This window comes from Enterobacter sp. BIDMC93 (genome assembly GCF_001037805.1).
Classification (GTDB): domain Bacteria; phylum Pseudomonadota; class Gammaproteobacteria; order Enterobacterales; family Enterobacteriaceae; genus Enterobacter; species Enterobacter hormaechei_C.
The window spans coordinates 2,538,250-2,556,447 of the sequence record NZ_KQ089962.1; the positions used below are offsets into that span (position 1 = coordinate 2,538,250).

At 55.4% G+C, this 18,198-nt stretch carries 20 protein-coding genes and 1 other annotated feature; of the genes, 6 read left to right on the forward strand and 14 right to left on the reverse strand.

Features of this window, described 5'->3' with window-relative positions; all coding sequences use genetic code 11:
• Window position 1 precedes the first annotated feature (1 nt).
• Both SK58_RS11905 and leuE read left to right on the forward strand, forming a co-directional pair.
• Window positions 2–412 carry an Exc2 family lipoprotein gene (locus SK58_RS11905; protein ID WP_015570374.1) on the forward strand — a complete coding sequence of 137 codons (411 nt, stop codon included), beginning with the start codon at window positions 2–4 and terminating at the stop codon, window positions 410–412.
• Between the two features lie 67 nt (window positions 413–479).
• The gene (gene leuE / locus SK58_RS11910) at window positions 480–1,115 is read left to right on the forward strand and encodes a leucine efflux protein LeuE (RefSeq protein ID WP_006810877.1); all 636 of its coding nucleotides are present in this window, start codon (window positions 480–482) and stop codon (window positions 1,113–1,115) included.
• 33 nt (window positions 1,116–1,148) lie between these two features.
• Here the strand turns inward: leuE and SK58_RS11915 are convergent, their stop codons facing one another.
• Window positions 1,149–1,445 carry a YciI family protein gene (locus SK58_RS11915; RefSeq protein ID WP_003856755.1) on the reverse strand — a complete coding sequence of 99 codons (297 nt, stop codon included), beginning with the start codon at window positions 1,443–1,445 and terminating at the stop codon, window positions 1,149–1,151.
• 221 nt (window positions 1,446–1,666) lie between these two features.
• Between SK58_RS11915 and tonB the strand changes: the two genes are divergently transcribed.
• Window positions 1,667–2,392 (forward strand): TonB system transport protein TonB, encoded by a 726-nt coding sequence (gene tonB, locus SK58_RS11920; RefSeq protein ID WP_040117742.1) that lies wholly within the window; start codon window positions 1,667–1,669, stop codon window positions 2,390–2,392.
• Window positions 2,393–2,430: 38 nt separating this feature from the next.
• Here the strand turns inward: tonB and yciA are convergent, their stop codons facing one another.
• From yciA to SK58_RS11945, 5 genes are all read right to left on the reverse strand, one after another.
• On the reverse strand, window positions 2,431–2,826 hold the full coding sequence (yciA, locus tag SK58_RS11925) for an acyl-CoA thioester hydrolase YciA (protein ID WP_003856759.1): 396 nt from the start codon (window positions 2,824–2,826) through the stop codon (window positions 2,431–2,433).
• Window positions 2,827–2,924: 98 nt separating this feature from the next.
• The gene (locus SK58_RS11930) at window positions 2,925–5,111 is read right to left on the reverse strand and encodes a TonB-dependent siderophore receptor (protein ID WP_040117741.1); all 2,187 of its coding nucleotides are present in this window, start codon (window positions 5,109–5,111) and stop codon (window positions 2,925–2,927) included.
• A gap of 180 nt (window positions 5,112–5,291) precedes the next feature.
• A complete protein-coding gene (locus tag SK58_RS11935; protein ID WP_003856762.1) occupies window positions 5,292–5,831 on the reverse strand; it encodes a septation protein A in 540 nt (179 codons plus the stop codon).
• A 13-nt stretch (window positions 5,832–5,844) separates the two neighbouring features.
• Window positions 5,845–6,588: a YciC family protein gene (locus SK58_RS11940; RefSeq protein ID WP_015570376.1), complete on the reverse strand. Its 744-nt coding sequence runs from the start codon at window positions 6,586–6,588 to the stop codon at window positions 5,845–5,847.
• Window positions 6,589–6,613: 25 nt separating this feature from the next.
• Entirely contained in the window at window positions 6,614–7,018 is a 405-nt protein-coding gene (locus SK58_RS11945; RefSeq protein ID WP_017384228.1) for a YkgJ family cysteine cluster protein, read from the reverse strand.
• Window positions 7,019–7,300: 282 nt separating this feature from the next.
• Here SK58_RS11945 and ompW point away from each other — a divergent pair, with 282 nt between their 5' ends.
• Window positions 7,301–7,933: an outer membrane protein OmpW gene (ompW, locus tag SK58_RS11950; protein WP_017693317.1), complete on the forward strand. Its 633-nt coding sequence runs from the start codon at window positions 7,301–7,303 to the stop codon at window positions 7,931–7,933.
• 286 nt (window positions 7,934–8,219) lie between these two features.
• Here ompW and yedF read toward each other — a convergent pair whose 3' ends face one another.
• The 8 genes from yedF to trpL form a co-directional block, all read right to left on the reverse strand.
• Entirely contained in the window at window positions 8,220–8,453 is a 234-nt protein-coding gene (gene yedF / locus SK58_RS11955) for a sulfurtransferase-like selenium metabolism protein YedF (RefSeq protein ID WP_003856774.1), read from the reverse strand.
• Entirely contained in the window at window positions 8,450–9,661 is a 1,212-nt protein-coding gene (yedE, locus tag SK58_RS11960; RefSeq protein WP_048219933.1) for a selenium metabolism membrane protein YedE/FdhT, read from the reverse strand. The genes yedF and yedE overlap by 4 nt, the downstream gene beginning before the upstream one ends.
• 174 nt (window positions 9,662–9,835) lie before the next feature.
• On the reverse strand, window positions 9,836–10,645 hold the full coding sequence (trpA, locus tag SK58_RS11965; protein ID WP_015570379.1) for a tryptophan synthase subunit alpha: 810 nt from the start codon (window positions 10,643–10,645) through the stop codon (window positions 9,836–9,838).
• Window positions 10,645–11,838, reverse strand: a complete 1,194-nt coding sequence (gene trpB, locus SK58_RS11970; RefSeq protein ID WP_003856780.1) for a tryptophan synthase subunit beta — start codon at window positions 11,836–11,838, stop codon at window positions 10,645–10,647. The genes trpA and trpB overlap by 1 nt, the downstream gene beginning before the upstream one ends.
• Before the next feature lie 10 nt (window positions 11,839–11,848).
• Window positions 11,849–13,207, reverse strand: coding sequence for a bifunctional indole-3-glycerol-phosphate synthase TrpC/phosphoribosylanthranilate isomerase TrpF (gene trpCF, locus SK58_RS11975; RefSeq protein WP_045142566.1), 1,359 nt, complete (start codon window positions 13,205–13,207; stop codon window positions 11,849–11,851).
• 3 nt (window positions 13,208–13,210) lie between these two features.
• The gene (trpD, locus tag SK58_RS11980) at window positions 13,211–14,806 is read right to left on the reverse strand and encodes a bifunctional anthranilate synthase glutamate amidotransferase component TrpG/anthranilate phosphoribosyltransferase TrpD (RefSeq protein WP_017384223.1); all 1,596 of its coding nucleotides are present in this window, start codon (window positions 14,804–14,806) and stop codon (window positions 13,211–13,213) included.
• A complete protein-coding gene (locus tag SK58_RS22710; RefSeq protein WP_048219936.1) occupies window positions 14,806–16,368 on the reverse strand; it encodes an anthranilate synthase component 1 in 1,563 nt (520 codons plus the stop codon). The genes trpD and SK58_RS22710 overlap by 1 nt, the downstream gene beginning before the upstream one ends.
• A gap of 23 nt (window positions 16,369–16,391) precedes the next feature.
• Window positions 16,392–16,486: a sequence feature (Trp leader region), on the reverse strand.
• Window positions 16,463–16,507: a trp operon leader peptide gene (gene trpL, locus SK58_RS22885; protein WP_071524153.1), complete on the reverse strand. Its 45-nt coding sequence runs from the start codon at window positions 16,505–16,507 to the stop codon at window positions 16,463–16,465. It overlaps the preceding feature by 24 nt.
• A 127-nt stretch (window positions 16,508–16,634) precedes the next feature.
• Between trpL and rnm the strand changes: the two genes are divergently transcribed.
• Both rnm and SK58_RS11995 read left to right on the forward strand, forming a co-directional pair.
• Window positions 16,635–17,528: an RNase RNM gene (gene rnm, locus SK58_RS11990; RefSeq protein WP_026080677.1), complete on the forward strand. Its 894-nt coding sequence runs from the start codon at window positions 16,635–16,637 to the stop codon at window positions 17,526–17,528.
• Window positions 17,525–18,145 carry an L-threonylcarbamoyladenylate synthase gene (locus SK58_RS11995; protein WP_003856793.1) on the forward strand — a complete coding sequence of 207 codons (621 nt, stop codon included), beginning with the start codon at window positions 17,525–17,527 and terminating at the stop codon, window positions 18,143–18,145. Before rnm ends, SK58_RS11995 begins: the two co-directional genes overlap by 4 nt.
• Window positions 18,146–18,198 lie beyond the last annotated feature (53 nt).

The following is an 18,198-nucleotide window of genomic DNA, read 5'->3' on the forward strand; positions in this document are numbered from 1 at the left end:
GATGAACGGAAAAGTAATGGCAGCACTCTTTGGGATTGCGATATTAAGCGGTTGTGCCAGCAGCAAAACCTCACCCGAACGGCACGCGTTTTATTTCGTGTCGCATCAGTCCAGCTTTACTGGCGGCAATTACACCTCCAGCGTGCAGAAAAATTATCAGCTGAACGTGGCGCAGTTCCGCGAGCTTTATGCCCGGGGCAAAGCTGACCGCGCGGAAGGGCGGACTGAGGCTGAAGCCAGTGAATACGCGCAAAGCATTCGCGATCAGCTAAAAGAAAATGCGAAGTCGCAGGAATTGTTCGCAGGCAACGCGAAGGATAAATGGTCTTCGGACATGGACAGTAAAGACGCCCTATTATTTGGTAACGAACTGGCCGCGACTTATCTTGATGGCTATAACGGCGTACAATAGCGCAACTGATTCAGGGGATACCGTAATTACCGGTATCCCCGCTGTTTTTGAGCGAAAGGAGTGAGACGTGTTTGCGGAGTTTGGTGTACTGAATTTCTGGACCTATGTTGTCGGCGCATTTTTTATCGTGCTGGTTCCAGGACCGAACACCTTGTTTGTGCTGAAAACAGGGATTGGCCACGGCGTTAAGAAAGGCTATCTGGCAGCCACCGGTGTGTTTATTGGTGATGCCGTGCTGATGTTTCTGGCCTGGGCGGGCGTCGCCGCGTTGATCCAGACCACTCCGGTTTTATTTAATATTGTCCGCTATCTGGGCGCGTTTTATCTGCTGTGGCTGGGCGGAAAAATGCTCTGGTCCGTTATGACGCGTCAAAAAAATGCGCACGAAAGTAGCGCCGAACCGGCAAGCGCAATCCTTAAGCGTTCGCTGGTGCTGAGCCTGACGAACCCGAAAGCGATTCTCTTTTACGTGTCGTTCTTCGTGCAGTTCATTGATGTCAATGCGAAGAATACCGGCACGTCGTTCCTGATCCTCGCCACAACGCTTGAGCTGATCAGCTTCATGTACATGAGCTTCCTGATTTTCTCTGGCGCGTTTGTCACGCGTTACCTCAAAACCAAAAAGAAACTGGCGAAGCTGGGGAACGGGCTGATAGGTCTGCTGTTTGTCGGATTTGCGGCGAGGCTGGCGTCGCTGCACTAAATGAAGAAAAGGCTCCCGAGGGAGCCTTTCGTTTCAGAATACTTTTTTATACGGACGAACCGTGACTTTCTCGTACACGCCGGCTGCGACGTACGGGTCTGCTTCTGCCCAGGCCTGCGCGGCTTCCAGAGATTCAAACTCGGCAATCACCGTGGAGCCGGTAAAACCCGCCGCGCCCGGATCGTTGCTGTCAACGGCAGGCATCGGGCCTGCGGTCAGCAACCGACCTTCATCCTGTAGCAACTGTAAACGCGCCAGATGAGCAGGGCGAACGGAAAGACGTTTTTCCAGAGAATCAGGTACATCTTCAGCGTAAATCACGTAAAGCACGGCAAAGCTCCTTAACCGGTAAAAGTGACAATTACGTTATGTGAAAGCGCAAATGACTGCAATGTAAAGATAATAACAATGTTAAAACCCTGATCTGGATGCCCCTTTTTGGCCCTCATGTACGCTTAAATTGCGCCAGGACAAAGTGTCTTATTGAATATGATTGCTATTTGCATTTAAAATCGAGGTTCGGTTTTTTAACGTTGATGATTATGACTTCGATGACCCTTGATTTACCTCGCCGCTTTCCATGGCCGACGCTGCTTTCCGTCGTTATTCACGGAGCTGTCGTGGCGGGTCTGCTCTATACCTCGGTTCATCAGGTTATTGAAATGCCAGCGCCTGCGCAGCCAATTTCTGTGACCATGGTATCGCCTGCGGATCTTGAGCCGCCGCAGGTTGCGCCGCCGCCACAGCCCGTTGTTGAACCCGAGCCGGAGCCAGAGCCCGAGCCGGTTCCTGAACCGCCGAAAGAAGCGCCGGTGGTGATCCATAAGCCGGAGCCGAAACCTAAGCCGAAGCCAAAACCCAAACCGGTCAAAAAGGTGGAAGAGCGTCCGAAACGCGAAGTGCGTCCGGTTGAGCCACGCGCCACGCAGCCGGTTGAAAATGCCGCCCCGTCACGTCCGCTGATGAATAACACCACGACCGCGACAAAACCGACGGTAACGGCGCCCGCGGGCCCGCGCGCGCTGAGCCGTAACCAGCCGCAGTACCCGGCACGTGCCCAGGCGTTACGTATTGAAGGGCGTGTACGGGTGAAATTCGACGTTACGGCCGATGGACGTGTCGATAACGTGGAAATCCTGTCCGCACAGCCGGCGAATATGTTTGAACGCGAAGTTAAATCGGCCATGCGCAGGTGGCGCTATGAAGCCGGTAAACCCGGCAATGGGTTGATTGTGAACATTGTCTTCCGCCTGAACGGCGGGGCACAGATGGAATAAAAGAAGCCTCCGCAAGGAGGCTTTTTTTTACCTGAGGATCAGCTCCGTGGGAGCTGGCGGGGCTTACCGTCGCTATCCACCGCCACATAGATAAATAATGCCTCCGTCGCCTTATAGCGCTGACCAATCGGCTCAGAAGAGACTTTTTTCACCCATACTTCAATGTTGATGGAGACAGACGTATTGCCGCGTTTTACGCAGCGTGCGTAACAGCACACCACGTCCCCCACCGCGACAGGGCGCAGAAAGGTCATGCCATCGACCCGGACTGTCACCACGCGCCCGTGTGCAATCTCTTTTGCCAGGATTGCACCGCCCATATCCATCTGCGACATCAACCAGCCGCCAAAAATATCGCCATTGGCATTCGTATCCGCAGGCATTGCCAGTGTGCGTAAAACCAGTTCGCCCTGTGGGGCGTCATTTGTTGTCATTGTTTTTAAACTCGTAACTGAAGACTTCAGGCGGGATGCTACTATGATTTCTGACTGGAGAGAATAGGGTTAGCGCCCGCAGAGCAGGCGCCAGCGGGTCAGAAGGACAGGGTCACGCCTGCGTAATACGCACGGCCTGGTTCGTTATAGGTCGATGCACCGTCATTTTCTCGGTAAATCTGCTTATCAAAGAGGTTGCTGATCCCGGCATTCAGGCGGAGATCTTTTGTCAGCTGATAATTGCTGCCGATCCCAACGATGGAATAGGCGCCAATCTCTTTATCTGACATCGCATTCTGCTCTTTGCGGATTTCAGCATTTTCTCTTGGCTTCTGGCGGCCATACATCGTCCAGCTAAGGTTCGCTGAAAGTTTGCTGCTAACCTGCCAGTCGAGCATCGTGTTGACGGTATATTTTGGAATAATCGACAGAGGGTTGCCGGTGTCTTTACTTTCAGACTGAATCATATACGTCGCATTGGTACGCCAGGTTAGCGTGTCGCGGATAACCGGGACGGTGAGGTTGCCTTCCAGCCCCTCAACGACAGCCTTTCCTCCGTTCTGCCACTGAAGGATATTTGCGCCGCTGCTTGTCTGGCCCAGCACATCCGTTCCTGAAACGATCTTGTTTTTGTAATCGTTGCGGAACCAGGTTATGCCAGCCTCGTAGCCTTCCAGCGCAAAGGCCAGGCCAATCTCTTTGTTCACGCTGATTTCAGGATCCAGATCCGGATTACCTAACAGGTAACAGCTTCCTTCGGAAACGTTGTTCGGGCAGCCATTGCCGCGGGTGGAAAGCAGATAGCCTTCGCTGGATTGATACAGGTTTGGCGCTTTAAATACCCGAGCGATACCCGCTTTAACCTTGAACATGTCACCCAAATCCTGAGAGAGGTTCAGGCTAGGACTCCAGTTGCTGCCAAACTGATTGTGATAATCAAAGCGGAGCCCTGGGATCAGGTTGGTGCCCTGGCGCGCTTCAATATTGTCCTCAAGATAGATGCCAGTGAGGTCAGCGCTGTTTTTGCTGTTGCGCTCAGAAGCCGTATCGGGAACGCCGTTAATCACTTCTCCCGACACATTTGTCGCCTGCATTGAGGCCGGATCGTTCAGTTCATCACGGTTCCATTCTGCACCCACGGTTAGCGTCTGTTCGACCAGCCAGAAGAAAGGAATGTTCAGTTCACCCGTTGAACGGTATGACTCCAGCCGGCTGGTATCGTATTTATCGCTATTGATCATCCCCTCAACTTTGCCCGTAGAGCCTTCTTCCAGGCGGGTGTTGTTGGTCTTTTCATAATAAACACCGAACTTTGACTGACCCCAGTCCCAGATGCCGTTGTGCGTAATACCATAAGACTGGCGGTACATTCGGTTCGTTTCGTGTCCATACAGGGACGACACCAGACCGTCAGGGCTGACGTTGCTGTTGCTGTATTGAGTATCACCCGCGTAGATATTGCCCTGGCGGCTGTAGCTATAGTCGAAATCGATAATCTGCTGTGGCGTGAGTTTCCAGGAGAGCAGGGCATTGATGTCCTTGTTGCGCACGCCTTCACGTCCGGCGGCGTAAGAGCCGTTTTGCGCGGTGTTGATGTCCTGAGCATCTGCGTCGGTTTTATTGATATTCCCGTACAGGCGCATCGTTAACGCATCGCCCGCGAGGGGGCCGCTCAGATCAAAATTAGCGCGTTTCGTCGCTCCCTCTTTATCATTTTCAGGCTGGTTAGTGTACAGGGAGAGCGAGCCGTGCCAGTCGTTGGTCGGGCGTTTGGTAATGATGTTGACGACGCCGCCGGCCGCCCCCGAACCATAGCGGGCGGCAGCTGGTCCCCGGAGCACTTCAATGCGCTCAACCATCTCTGGCGGAACCCAGTTGGTATCCCCGCGGGTGTCGCGCTCCCCGCGCCAGCTGTAGCGCACCGAGTTACGTGACGTCACCGGCACACCGTCAATCAGAATCAGCGTGTTCTCCGGCCCCATACCGCGGATGTCGATCTGGCGGTTGTTGCCGCGACTGCCTGTCGCGCTGTTTCCGGTGAGGTTAACCCCGGGCATTTTGCGAATAATTTCTGAAAGATCGTTAACCGGTGGATCCTTTTCAATGTCCTTTGCCGTGATGATGGATACCCCCGGCTGTTGCTTCAGCGCCTCTTCAGCGGTGGCCTGAACAACCATTGTTTCACCATCGGCGAGAGGATCTTCCGCTGCGTGCGCGCTCTGGTATAGCGTTGAAAAAATGGCGAGCGTAAGTGTAGCCGGGGCAAATCTTATTATGTTATTCATCAACTCATTTCCATTTGTTAAAAATGCGATGACGAATATTAATGATAGTCATTCTCATTACAATAAAGTGACAGCAATCTCCATAAAATCTTCATGATTCAGACATTTTCGCAGGAAGGATGTAGAGAAAAGAGAAGGCGGGAAAAGAGGCCAGACCGCGTGGCGATCTGGCCAGAAGGATCAGTGCTTGTCATCCTGCGGCATGTGGCGATAAATATAAACGCCGCTGAGCAGGGTGAAGATAAGAGTCAGCGCCGTCAGGCCAAACACCTTGAAGTTGACCCAGATATTCTGCGGCAGCCAGAATGCGATATAGATATTCGCCAGACCACACAGAATAAAAAATAGTGCCCAGGCGATATTCAGACGCCCCCACACAGCCTGCGGCAGGGTCAGTTCTTTCCCCAGCATGCGCTGGATCAGCGGCTTCTTCATCACCCACTGGCTGATGAGGAGTGCGCCCGCAAACAGGCCGTAAATCACCGTGACCTTCCATTTGATAAATTCATCATTGTGGAAGAACAACGTCAGACCTCCAAACACCGCCACCATCAGGAAGGTGATGAGCGCCATCTTTTCAACTTTGCGATAGCGAACCCAGCTGTAAATCAGCACCACAGCCGTTGCCACAATCAGCGCCAGCGTACCGGCATAAATGTCGTACAGCTTATAAAAAGCGAAAAATACGATCAGCGGTAAAAAATCAAGAAACTGCTTCATTCTGCGATCCCAGTTACTGACGAATTAACATGTACAGGCGGAACAAATAGACCAGCAGCACGGCTGAAATCAGATTGCTCAGCGTATTGGCGACAACCGCTCCGACGTTTGGCGTTAACACCGCAAAATTCGGCGCAAACAGCAACAGCAGAGTTTTGGCCAGCAGCCAGCTGATAACGGCCGGGGCGACCAGTCGCATATTGGCCCATGCGAGCCTGATGCTGCTGCGCATGGCGGTGAAAATGCCCATTTTGTCCTGCACAACCATTACTGGCGCGAATGAAAGCACGATAGCCAGCAGCACGCCCGGAACGACAACCAACATTATCCCCATCTGGACCAGCAGCGTGGTCAGGAAGATGAGGATAAACAGTTTTGGCAGCACCGGAGCGCTGGCCCCGATTGCACGTAACGCGCTGACGCGTTGGCCGGCAGACACCAGCTGGATCATCAGCAACACGCCACCCGCCAGAATGGCGTTGCCAATCAGGCCCGAGAAGGTAGATGCCGCAGATGCGCGCAGCAAGATTTGCTGTTGCTCTGGCGTCATATTCTGCACAAGGTCAAACAACCCTGCGCTGCCTGCAAGATTTTCCCCCTGGCTCAGCGTGGCAATCTGTTCATCACTGGGTGAGAACGCATGACCCAGCACCACCGTAATAAAGGCGCACAACAACGCGATCAGTAAAAAGGTAATGAACTGATTGCGGAAAAAATTTCCCGTGTCACGGTAGACAGACTTCGCCGTGATAGACATGCACTCTCCTTGAGTATTGCAGGTGTTAATTAGCCGGCAATTGTACACCGGATAACACGCTGGTGGCAGCATCAAGGCTTGTATGGAAAAGCATATCTTTGTAAAGCGGCGGTAATCCATAGCGGGCGCGGGCGCGATTGCATGCCTCATTGACCTGCCCATCCTCTCCCGACATCGCGAAAGTGCGACACGGGCTGGGGCGATCCGCGTAAATGGAACAGCGGGTGGATACCCCAGGCTCACCTTGCAGTGCCACACAGCGGCTCTGTTTTTGGTTGGTGCCGCGCATACAGCGCAGAAAAGGGGTTAAGGGTTCAGTGAGATCAACCGGAACGGTGCCGCCGCCATCGCTGGCTTCAGCCCAGTAGAAAGAGACTCGAAAATACGCACAACAGGCTCCGCACGTCATGCACGGGTTATGATCACTCATGGCACACCTGCAAAAGTAGAACGCATCAAATCACATTGTGAGAGCGATAAATTATCCAGCCGCTACAGGAAGCGCAAGAGAGGGAAAACAGAAAATTTTGTAACCATGAGATGCCAAAAATTGACGCGGTAACAACTTATTGCTTTATGAGGTGTCACCAAAAATTAACCTAGATCAATGAATGTTAACTTACTGGTTTTAATGTGATCTGTGTTAGATCACTTATTACTCATTTGTGAGTATATTCTCCTCCGCAATTAAAACCACAACGATGGAGCGGATATGAAAAAATTAGCGGTGGCAGCCCTTATCTTAAGCAGTCTCTCTGGCGGCGCGTACGCGCATGAAGCAGGCGAATTCTTTATTCGTGCCGGTTCGGCAACGGTACGTCCAACGGAAGGGTCCGATAATGTACTGGGTATGGGCGGGTTTAACGTCAGCAATAACACCCAGTTAGGCCTGACGTTTACGTATATGGCAACGGATAACGTTGGCGTCGAGCTTTTAGCCGCCACGCCATTCCGTCACCGCGTCGGTTTAGGACCGACCGGGGACATTGCCACGGTTCACCATTTGCCACCAACGCTGATGGCGCAGTGGTACTTCGGCGATTCCAGCAGCAAGGTGCGCCCTTATATTGGTGCAGGCGTTAACTACACCACCTTCTTTGATGAGAAATTTAACGATACCGGTAAAGAGGCCGGGCTCTCCGATCTCAGCCTGAAAGACTCGTGGGGTATGGCGGGGCAGGTTGGTCTGGATTATCTGATTAACCGTGACTGGCTGATCAACGCCTCGGTCTGGTATATGGACATTGATACGGACGTGCGCTTTAAAGCTGGCGGGCAGCAGCAAAGTATCAATACCCGACTGGATCCGTGGGTATTTATGTTCTCAGCAGGCTATCGTTTCTGACAGAAGATATATCCCCTGTCAGCCGGTGATTGCTGTATGGTGGTTGTTCCATACACCTGGCTGGAGGGGATATCCCCAACATCAAATTTGAGTGTCCGGTTTGTGCAGGTAAACAGTTTCAGTTCACGACGTTCAGCCCAGCACATAGCCTACCTCACGGTGCTATCTGTTCCGTTTGCGGAACACGTCTCACCATTCATTCATGCCTGCCGAAGCTCAGACGACGACGGTGGCCAAAGCCAGTAAACTAGAAAAGGCCTCTGAGAGGCCTTTTTAGATCGTGAAGTCACTTCTGAATTAAATAACGAATGGTTGGTCCGTCCTGCTGGATATCCAGCACGGTATAGCCGTGATTTTTGGCATCAAGAGGAATGTTATTGATCGACTGGGGGCAATCGCTCACCACTTCCAGAATTTCACCTTTCTTTAGCTGCGGTAGCGCTTCAAGCGTGGCGACGGCCGGGTAAGGGCAAGGTTCACCCACCATATCGAGACGATAATCAGGCACGATCTCTTTCATGCGGCATTCTCCTGAGTTTCAGTTTTGGCGGTGGCGCGTCGGAAGAAGCGCTTCTCTTGTGCAACAACCAGTAAGAAGGCGATAAGCAGCAGGGCGTAGGTCACCAGGAGTCCTCCGAGTGGACCAAAGGTTTTCAGCAGGTTGACCTTGTCCCAGTTTGTTGCCAGTACCGGAGAGACGTCATCCCAGTAGTAGGCCAGAATGGTAGCGCCAATCACGTTACCCAGACCCACCCACCAGTAATGCACCTGGCCTTCCACAGCGCGATACATCCAGCCGGTTTCACACCCGCCCGCCAGCACGATGCCAAAACCAAACAGCAGCCCGCCAATGACGGCATTTGGGCCCGCCCACATGATTTTCGATTCCACGCCGAGCTGAACGTAGCTGAAGATGCCGATCGCGCTCACGGCCATACCGGCAATGATCGCCTTCGCCATCATGGTGCGTCCGGTGATCCACATATCGCGAAACGCGGAGGTAAAGCAGATCTGCGCGCGTTCAATCAGCAGACCAAAACCGACGCCGAACAGCATGGCCAGGCCAAGTTTTGGCTGATTCATCGCCGTGCAAATCGCCCAGGCAACCATGGCAAAAAAGACCAGCATACCGAGGCGGAAGCGACGACGCGCCTGATCGGGTTTTTGCGTTAACGGAGAGGCAGCGCTAACTTTCGTCATTTTCACCGGAATGCGGAACAGCGGCAGCAGGGTGAATTTAGCACCGAAGTAGGAGCCGATGGCGGTGGCGACGGCAAAGAACCAGGCATGCAGCGAGAACTGCGGAATACCGGTAAAGAACGCGGCCAGATTACAGCCCATCGCCAGGCGGGCGCCAAACCCGGCAATGATGCCGCCGACCACGGCCTGCATAATGCGGATGCGGCTTTTCGGCATGCGCAACTTAACGTTGTTGGCCCACAGCGCGGCCGCAAAACAGCCGCCGAACATGCCAATGATCATCATCCCGTCGATGCGGGTCAGCGGTGTGCCCTCAAGATGGATCAGTTTGAAGTAGCCCCACTCTTCGGCATGGACGCCTGCCAGCTGTAATAGCTGCCCACCCCAGCGGGTAAACTCGCCCGTAACAGCCCAGAAGGTGCCGGTAATACCGAAATAATAAGTAGAGAGAATGCCTGCCGCGATAACGGCCGGAACAGGTGACCAGAACTTAACCAGGTAAGTCTGTTTGAAGGAATGCCATGACATGAATAACCTCTGAACTCAGAAGGGTAACGCTAAAAAGAGCCCAGATCATACGCTTACGCGAAAGTTTGGAAAGTCATTCACACCGAAAATATCGACAGGATCAATTTTGACCTGCTTCTTTCAGGAAGAGAGAAGGGAAAACCGCCTGACGCCGGGGCCAGACGGTGTTAACGGTTACGCCTTGCGCGTGGCCGCTTTCATGGATGTGACGAATGCGTGTAACTCAGCCAGCATCTGCTCTGGCTTATCCACGTTCTTCTCGATAATTTTCACGATAGCCGAACCGGAAATGGCTCCGGCGGCTTTCGCGTCAATCGCCGCAGTAACCTGATCCGGTGAAGAAATGCCAAAGCCCTGAAGCGGCGGTGCAGCATGGTATTCTGCCAGCTTCTCCACCAGATGATGCAGCGGCAGCGCGGCTTTGTTTTCCGCACCGGTGACGCCCGCACGGGAGAGCAGGTAGGTGTAACCTCGTCCGTAAGAGGCAATCTGGCGCAACAGATCGTCATCGGCATTCGGTGGACAGATGAAAATCGGCGCGACGTTGTGGCGCATTGCCGCCTGACGGAATGGCGCAGACTCTTCAACGGGCACGTCAGCCACCAGCACGGAGTCAACGCCCACGCGGGCGCATTCTGCGTAAAACGCATCAATACCGCGGCTGAACACCAGGTTGGCGTACATCAGCAGGCCGATCGGAATGGTCGGGTGCTTCTGACGGATCGCCGCCAGCATTTCAAAGCACTGGCTCGGCGTCACGCCCGCGGCAAACGCGCGTAGCGTTGCGTTCTGAATGGTCGGGCCATCCGCCAGCGGATCGGAGAACGGAATACCGAGCTCCAGCGCGTCGGCACCGGCATCAATCAGGGTGTCGATAATCTTCAGCGACTGCTCCGGGCCGGGGTCGCCCAGCGTCACGAAGGGAACGAAGGCGCCTTCCTGGCGAGCTTTCAGTTGAGCAAATGCGTTGTCGTAGCGTTCCATCAGATTTCCCCTCGTGCTTTCAGAATATCGTGAACGGTGAAGATATCTTTGTCACCGCGACCGGAAAGGTTTACCACCAGCAGCTGCTCTTTTTCCGGGTTTTCCTTCATCATTTTCAGCGCGTGCGCCAGCGCGTGGGAAGACTCCAGCGCCGGGATGATCCCTTCATTGCGGCACAGCGTTTTGAAGGCCTCCAGCGCTTCGTCATCGGTGATGGAGACATAATCCGCGCGGCCGGTGCTGTTGAGGAACGCGTGCTGCGGCCCTACGGACGGGAAATCCAGCCCGGCAGAGATTGAGTAAGACTCTTCAATCTGCCCTTCATCGGTCTGCATCATCGGGGCCTTCATGCCGAAGTAGATCCCCACGCGGCCATGCTTCAGCGGCGCACCATGCTCGCCCGTTTCAATACCGTGGCCGGCAGGCTCAACGCCAATCAGCCCAACGCTGGTTTCGTCGATAAAATCGGCAAACATGCCGATGGCGTTAGATCCGCCGCCAACGCAGGCGATCACCGCATCCGGCAGGCGACCCTCTTTTTCGAGGATCTGCGCTTTAGTCTCTTCGCCGATCATGCGCTGGAATTCACGCACGATGGTCGGGAACGGGTGCGGGCCCGCGGCGGTACCGAGCATGTAGTGGGCGGTTTCGTAGCTGCCAGACCAGTCGCGAAGCGCTTCATTACAGGCATCTTTCAGCGTGGCAGAACCGCTGTGCACCGGGATCACTTCCGCTCCCATAAGACGCATACGGAACACGTTTGGCGACTGGCGCTCAACGTCCTTCGCCCCCATGTAAATGCGGCATTTCAGACCGAGCAGGGCGCTGGCGAGCGCTGAGGCCACACCGTGCTGTCCCGCGCCGGTTTCGGCGATGATTTCGGTTTTACCCATCCGCTTCGCGAGCAGCGCCTGGCCAAGCACCTGGTTAGTTTTATGCGCGCCACCGTGCAGCAGATCTTCACGCTTAAGATACAGCGTAGTTTTAGTGCCTTCGGTCAGGTTGCGGCACTTTGTCAGCGCCGTCGGACGACCGGCGTAGTTTTTCAGCAGGTCGGTAAACTCCGCCTGAAACGCCGGATCTTTCTGTGCGCTCACGAACGCTTCTTCCAGCTGGCGCAGCGCGGGCATCAGGATTTGTGGGACATACATCCCACCGAACTCACCAAAATACGGGTTAAGTAATGTCGTCATCTTCTCTTCCTTAATATGCACGCAGAGTTTTAAATACCGATGCCAGCTTGCTGGCGTCTTTAATGCCCGGTTGGGACTCTACGCCTGAATTGAAATCGAGGCCTGCGCAGCCGGTTTTGGCCGCTTCCACACAGTTATCGGGGCTTAATCCCCCCGCCAGCAGGACATTGTCCAGCACTTCGCCACGCAGCAGTGACCAGTCAAAACGCTGCCCCGTGCCGCCCTGGCCGTTGTCGAGCACGTATTTATCAACATGCTTCAGGTTACGCGCGGGCAGGGTGGCGCCAACGCTTTGCGCTTTCCAGATCTGAACCTGAGGCGCCAGAACATGTCGCAGAGCATCGATGTACGCCTGATCTTCATCGCCGTGCAGCTGGACCGCACTCAGGGATAACGCGTCCGCTTTTGCCGCAACGTCGTTAATATCCGCATTGCGGAACACGCCCACGTAGCTCAGTGGCGCAGCCGCGATCACCTTGCGCGCCTGTTCTTCATTTACTGTGCGAGGAGAGGACTCGACAAAGATCAGACCACCATAGATTGCGCCCGCTTCATATGCGGCCTGCGCATCCTGTTCACGGGTCAGGCCGCAGACTTTGTTCTCACCCAACAGTACGCGGCGCACGGCCGCGTTAAGGTCTTCGTGTTCCATCATTGCGGAACCTATCAGGAAACCGTTGGCAAAGTGGCTGAGTTCGCGCACCTGAGCGTAGCTGTTAATCCCGGATTCGCTGATCACCGTGACGCCCGCGCCCAGACGCGGCGCAAGCTGGCGCGTACGGTTGAGGTCAATCGACAGGTCGCGCAGGTCGCGGTTGTTAATGCCGACCACTTTGGCTTCCAGCGCGATGGCGCGCTCCAGCTCCTCTTCGTTGCTCACTTCGGTCAGCACGCCCATATTCAGGCTGTGCGCGACGGCGGAGAGCTGGCGATACTGCTCGTCATCCAGAACGGAGAGCATCAGCAGGCAGGCATCTGCCTGGTAAAAGCGCGCCAGCCAGATCTGATACGGGTCGATAATAAAGTCTTTGCACAGAATCGGCTGCGGCGCGATGCCGCTGACAACGGGCAGAAAATCGAAGCTGCCCTGGAAATATTTCTCATCCGTCAGCACAGAAATGGCAGACGCATGATGCTTGTAGATACCGGCAATACGCGCCGGGTCGAAATCGTCGCGGATCACGCCTTTGGACGGAGACGCTTTTTTACACTCCAGAATAAACGCGGTACGCGCGCCCTGGAGCGCATCATAAAAACGACGGCTGCTCGGAACGACGTCATTCTGAAAACTGGCGAGCGGCTGCTGTTGCTTACGGGCTTCCACCCAGATGGCCTTATCGGCGACGATTTTCGCTAAAACGGTCTGCATTATTTACCCTCTTGCCGCAAGTGCGGTAACGCGATCGTAAGCTGCACCGGAGCGCAGTACGTCCAGAACTTTTTGGGCGTTGGCTTTCAGATCTTCCTCGCCATGTAAACGCATCAGCATGGCTACGTTGGCCGCCACGGCGGCCTCATGGGCGGCCTCACCTTTACCTTGTAATAAGCGCGTGAGAATGTCACGGTTTTCTTCCGGCGTGCCGCCCGCCAGGGCGTCCTGATGGTACGGGGTCAACCCGAAGTCAGCGGCCTCAAGCTGATAGTTCAGCACTTCGCCGTTATTCAGTTCCGCCACCAGCGTGGGCGCATGCAGGGAAACTTCATCCATCCCGCCGCTGTGTACCACGGCGGCGCGTTGGTAACCGAGGACGCGCAGCGTCTCCGCAATCGGCAGGACCAGTTCCGGGCTGTAAACGCCAATCAGCGCCAGCGGCGGGTGCGCCGGGTTAATGAGTGGACCGAGCACGTTAAACAGCGTACGGGTTTTGAGCTGCTGGCGAACCGGCATCGCGTGGCGGAAACCGGTGTGATACTTCGGCGCGAACAGGAAACAGACGCCCAGGTCATCCAGCGCTTCACGGGAACGCTCGGCGTTCATGTCCAGGTTGATACCGAAAGCCGCCAGCAGGTCGGACGATCCTGAACGGCTGGACACGCTGCGGTTGCCGTGTTTCGCCACCTTCAGACCGCATGCCGCGGCCACAAAGGCGCTGGCGGTGGAAATATTGATACTGTTACTGCCGTCGCCACCGGTCCCGACAATATCGGCAAACGGATAGTCCGGGCGCGGGAACGGGGCGGCATTTTCCAGCAGCGCGGTTGCCGCGCCGGCGATCTCCTGCGGGCTTTCGCCACGTACCTTCATGCTCACCAGCGCAGCGGCCAGCTGCTCAGGCTTCAGCTCGCCGCGCACGACGGCGGAGAACAGCTGATGGCTCTCCTGCTGGCTCAGGGTCTGAGCCTGATACAGTTTTTCCAGAATCGGTTGCAGGGTGTTGGTCTGCTCCAGCTTTTGTAGCGCCCAGTCGAGCGTTTGCTCCAGCAGACGCGCGCCGTTGGACGTCAGGATAGATTCCGGGTGGAACTGCATCCCGCAGACGCGATCCGCATCGTGACGCACCGCCATCACCATCCCTTCAAACGAGGCGTTAATGGTCAGCCCGGCCGGAATGTTGCTGCCGACCAGCGAGTGGTAACGCGCTACCGGAAGCGGGTTCGGCAGACCGGCAAACATCGCCTGACCGTCATGTTCAATACTTGACGCTTTACCATGGAGGATCTCCCCCGCCTGACCCACGTAACCGCCGTAGGCTTCGACAATCGCCTGGTGGCCGAGGCAGATGCCGATAATCGGCAGCTTGCCGCGCATACGGGTCAACAGCTCAGGCATACAGCCTGCTTCGCTCGGTGCGCCTGGGCCCGGGGAGAGCATCAGCACCGGGTTTTGCATGGTCGCCAGACGGTCAATTAGCGTCTGGGCCGGAACGTGGTTGCGATAGATAACGACATTGTGACCATTCGCACGCAGCTGATCTGCCAGGTTGTAGGTAAAGGAGTCGATATTATCGAGCAGCAGAATGTCAGCCATCAGAAAATCTCCTGTGCATGGTGTGCGGTAGCAATGGCGCGCAGTACCGCGCGCGCTTTACTGCGGGTTTCGTCGGCTTCCGACTGCGGAACAGAATCCAGCACAATTCCGGCCCCGGCCTGGACGGTGGCAATGCCGTCCTCAACGTAGGCGGAGCGGATCACGATGCAGGTATCAAGGTCACCGTGAGCGGTGAAATAGCCCACGGCACCACCGTAGCTGCCGCGACGGCGTCCTTCCGCTTCGGCGATCAGCTGCATGGCGCGGACTTTCGGCGCGCCGCTCAGGGTGCCCATGTTCATGCAGGCGCGGTAGGCATGCAGAACGTCGAGGTCGTGGCGCAGTTCACCCACCACGCGGGATACCAGGTGCATGACGAAGGAGTAGCGGTCGACTTTGGTCAGGTCCGCCACGTAGCGGCTGCCTGGGGTGCAAATACGTGCCAGATCGTTACGCGCCAGGTCAACCAGCATCAGGTGTTCGGAGAGCTCTTTATGGTCGGTACGCATTTCCAGTTCGATGCGGCTGTCGAGATCGCGGTCCAGGGAGCCATCGGAACGACGGCCGCGTGGACGGGTTCCCGCTATCGGGTAGATCTCAATCTGGCGGCTGGTGGCGTCGTACTTGAGGGAGCTTTCCGGCGACGCGCCAAACAGGGTGAAATCATTGTCCTGCATAAAGAACATGTACGGGCTTGGGTTGCTCTTTTTCAGCACATCGTAAGCCGCCAGCGGCGACGGGCAGGGCAGTGTGAAGCGACGGGACGGCACTACCTGGAAAATCTCCCCGGCACGAATCGCTTTTTGCATCTGACGTACCACCGCGCCGTACTGATCGTCGGTCTGACTCACCTCGCAGGTCATCTTTTCAACACGCTGCACCGGGAGCGCGGGCGGTGCTTCTGACATCTGCTGTTGCAGTTGGGCGATGCGCTGCGCGAGGCGATTTTTCTCAGACTCAGACGGAGTGAAGAGGCTGGCCTGGATGCGGGTATATTTTTTCTGATGGTCGATCACCAGCAGGGTTTCGGCCAGGTAGAAACAGTAGTCCGGGCAGCGGTTTCCCTGCTCGGTTTCCGGTAAATCTTCAAAGCCAGCAACCAGGTCGTAAGCAAACAGCCCGCCAAAAAACATTGCTTCGCGCTCAACTTCCGGCACGGCCACCAGATTTTGCAGCAGGCGAAAGGCGTCAAAAACGGAGAGCGAGCAGAGGCGGGCATCCTCATCCAGCAGCTGGCTCACCGGCGGGAAATGCAGAATACGCAGGTCCGGGTGGCGTTCATTTTCAATGCCTGAAGGCAGCGCCGCATCCAGCAGCGGCAGGAGCGACGCGCCATTGTCAGACAACGCCCTGATAGTGACGGTGTCACCTAACGCGGTAATGCGCAGCGCGCTGTCAACCAGCAGCAGGCTTTTGAGGTCGTCCTTACTGTCGATATCAGCTGACTCCAGCAGCAGCGTCGCGGGACGTGCGCCGCACACCTGATGAAACAGCGCGGTAGGGTTATGGCGATAGGCCGCCTCGCAGGTCAGCAGTTCGAGATGAGGTTTGGCTGTTTGCATGTTGTTGTTCTCATATTCTGTTCAAAAAAAAGCCCGCTGGGTAGCGGGCCGGGTATCTGTTTGCATTTCGCAGACGCGTGACACTGCCCGAAGATCAGGAAGTACGCCACCAACCGTGCAGAGCGAAATGTGCTGTCATTTTCAGATACCTTTCTCGTGTGAACTTGCGTACTAGTTAACTAGTTCGATGGCGTGTTGTCAACCCCTGATTTCAGTATTTCACGGTTAGTCGGTATCATAGGGGCTTCGGATGTCTCCAACCTGTTATGGGAAGTGCTTTGAGCGATACCACCTACGCCGTAATTTATGATTTACACAGCCATACGCAGGCTTCAGATGGCCTGCTGACACCCGAAGCTCTGGTCCATCGCGCCGTTGAAATGCGTGTCGGCACACTGGCAATAACCGATCACGATACCACTGACGGCATTCCCGCCGCGCGCGCCGAGATTGCCCGCAGCGGACTGGCGCTGGATCTGGTGGCCGGGGTTGAGATCTCGACGGTCTGGGAAAACCACGAAATTCATATCGTTGGCCTGAATATCGATACAGAACATCCGGCCATGCGTGCTTTTTTGCAAGAACAAAAAACACGCCGCAATCAACGCGCGGAGATGATTGGCGAACGTCTGGAAAAAGCGCATATTCCCGGTGCGCTGGAAGGCGCGCGAAAGCTGGCGAACGGTGGGGCGGTGACGCGCGGCCATTTCGCCCGTTTTCTGGTGGACGCCGGTAAGGCGACGACCATGGCGAATGTCTTTAAAAAGTATCTGGCGCGCGGGAAAACCGGATACGTTCCCCCACAGTGGTGTACAATAAAACAAGCTATTGATGTGATTCATCATTCTGGCGGTAAGGCCGTGCTGGCCCATCCGGGGCGGTATAATCTTTCTGCTAAATGGCTGAAAAGACTGCTGGCACACTTTGCCGAATGCGGCGGTGAGGCGATGGAAGTTGCCCAGTGTCAGCAGGCACCCAATGAGCGTTCGCAGCTCGCGACCTACGCCCGTCAGTTTGGTCTGCTTGGGTCACAGGGTTCAGATTTCCATCAGCCCTGCGCGTGGATTGAACTGGGGCGCAAGCTCTGGTTACCCGCGGGCGTTGAGCCTGTCTGGCAGCTCTGGGAACAGCCACAGCAAATTGAAGAGAGGGAAGTATGAGTCAGTTTTTCTATATCCATCCGGATAACCCCCAGCCACGTCTGATTAATCAGGCCGTGGAGATCGTCCGCAAAGGCGGCGTTATTGTCTACCCAACCGATTCTGGCTACGCGCTGGGCTGTAAAATTGAGGATAAAGGGGCGATGGAGCGCATCTGTCGCATCCGCCAGCTGCCGGATGGCCACAACTTCACCCTGATGTGTCGCGATCTCTCTGAGCTGTCGACCTATGCTTATGTTGATAACGTGGCCTTTCGTCTGATTAAAAACAACACGCCGGGTAACTACACCTTCATTCTGAAGGGGACAAAAGAGGTGCCGCGTCGTCTGTTGCAGGAAAAACGTAAAACCATCGGTATGCGCGTGCCGTCGAACCCGATTGCCCAGGCGCTACTGGAAACCCTCGGCGAGCCGATGCTCTCCACATCGCTGATGCTGCCGGGCAGTGAGTTTACCGAGTCCGACCCGGAAGAGATCAAAGATCGTCTGGAGAAGGTGGTGGAGCTGATTATTCATGGCGGCTATCTTGGTCAGCAGCCGACCACCGTGGTGGATCTCACCGAAGACGCGCCAGAAGTGATTCGTGAAGGCGTGGGCGATGTTAAGCCTTTCTTGTAAGGGTGTAAGCAGATATACTACGCGGCCATCAAAGCAGGGCGCCGCCCTGTTTT

Bases quoted from the DNA above. Each gene is read 5' to 3' on its own strand.
- rnm (WP_026080677.1), top strand. From the start codon at position 16,635: ATGGGAAGTGCTTTGAGCGATACCACCTACGCCGTAATTTATGATTTA.
- SK58_RS11905 (WP_015570374.1), top strand. From the start codon at position 2: ATGAACGGAAAAGTAATGGCAGCACTCTTTGGGATTGCGATATTAAGC.
- trpA (WP_015570379.1), bottom strand. From the start codon at position 10,645: ATGGAACGCTACGACAACGCATTTGCTCAACTGAAAGCTCGCCAGGAA.
- trpD (WP_017384223.1), bottom strand. From the start codon at position 14,806: ATGGCTGACATTCTGCTGCTCGATAATATCGACTCCTTTACCTACAAC.
- SK58_RS22710 (WP_048219936.1), bottom strand. From the start codon at position 16,368: ATGCAAACAGCCAAACCTCATCTCGAACTGCTGACCTGCGAGGCGGCC.
- yedF (WP_003856774.1), bottom strand. From the start codon at position 8,453: ATGAAAGAGATCGTGCCTGATTATCGTCTCGATATGGTGGGTGAACCT.
- SK58_RS11935 (WP_003856762.1), bottom strand. From the start codon at position 5,831: ATGAAGCAGTTTCTTGATTTTTTACCGCTGATCGTATTTTTCGCTTTT.
- SK58_RS11995 (WP_003856793.1), top strand. From the start codon at position 17,525: ATGAGTCAGTTTTTCTATATCCATCCGGATAACCCCCAGCCACGTCTG.
- yciA (WP_003856759.1), bottom strand. From the start codon at position 2,826: ATGACAACAAATGACGCCCCACAGGGCGAACTGGTTTTACGCACACTG.
- SK58_RS11940 (WP_015570376.1), bottom strand. From the start codon at position 6,588: ATGTCTATCACGGCGAAGTCTGTCTACCGTGACACGGGAAATTTTTTC.
- SK58_RS11930 (WP_040117741.1), bottom strand. From the start codon at position 5,111: ATGAATAACATAATAAGATTTGCCCCGGCTACACTTACGCTCGCCATT.
- trpCF (WP_045142566.1), bottom strand. From the start codon at position 13,207: ATGCAGACCGTTTTAGCGAAAATCGTCGCCGATAAGGCCATCTGGGTG.
- tonB (WP_040117742.1), top strand. From the start codon at position 1,667: ATGACCCTTGATTTACCTCGCCGCTTTCCATGGCCGACGCTGCTTTCC.
- SK58_RS11945 (WP_017384228.1), bottom strand. From the start codon at position 7,018: ATGAGTGATCATAACCCGTGCATGACGTGCGGAGCCTGTTGTGCGTAT.
- yedE (WP_048219933.1), bottom strand. From the start codon at position 9,661: ATGTCATGGCATTCCTTCAAACAGACTTACCTGGTTAAGTTCTGGTCA.
- trpB (WP_003856780.1), bottom strand. From the start codon at position 11,838: ATGACGACATTACTTAACCCGTATTTTGGTGAGTTCGGTGGGATGTAT.
- ompW (WP_017693317.1), top strand. From the start codon at position 7,301: ATGAAAAAATTAGCGGTGGCAGCCCTTATCTTAAGCAGTCTCTCTGGC.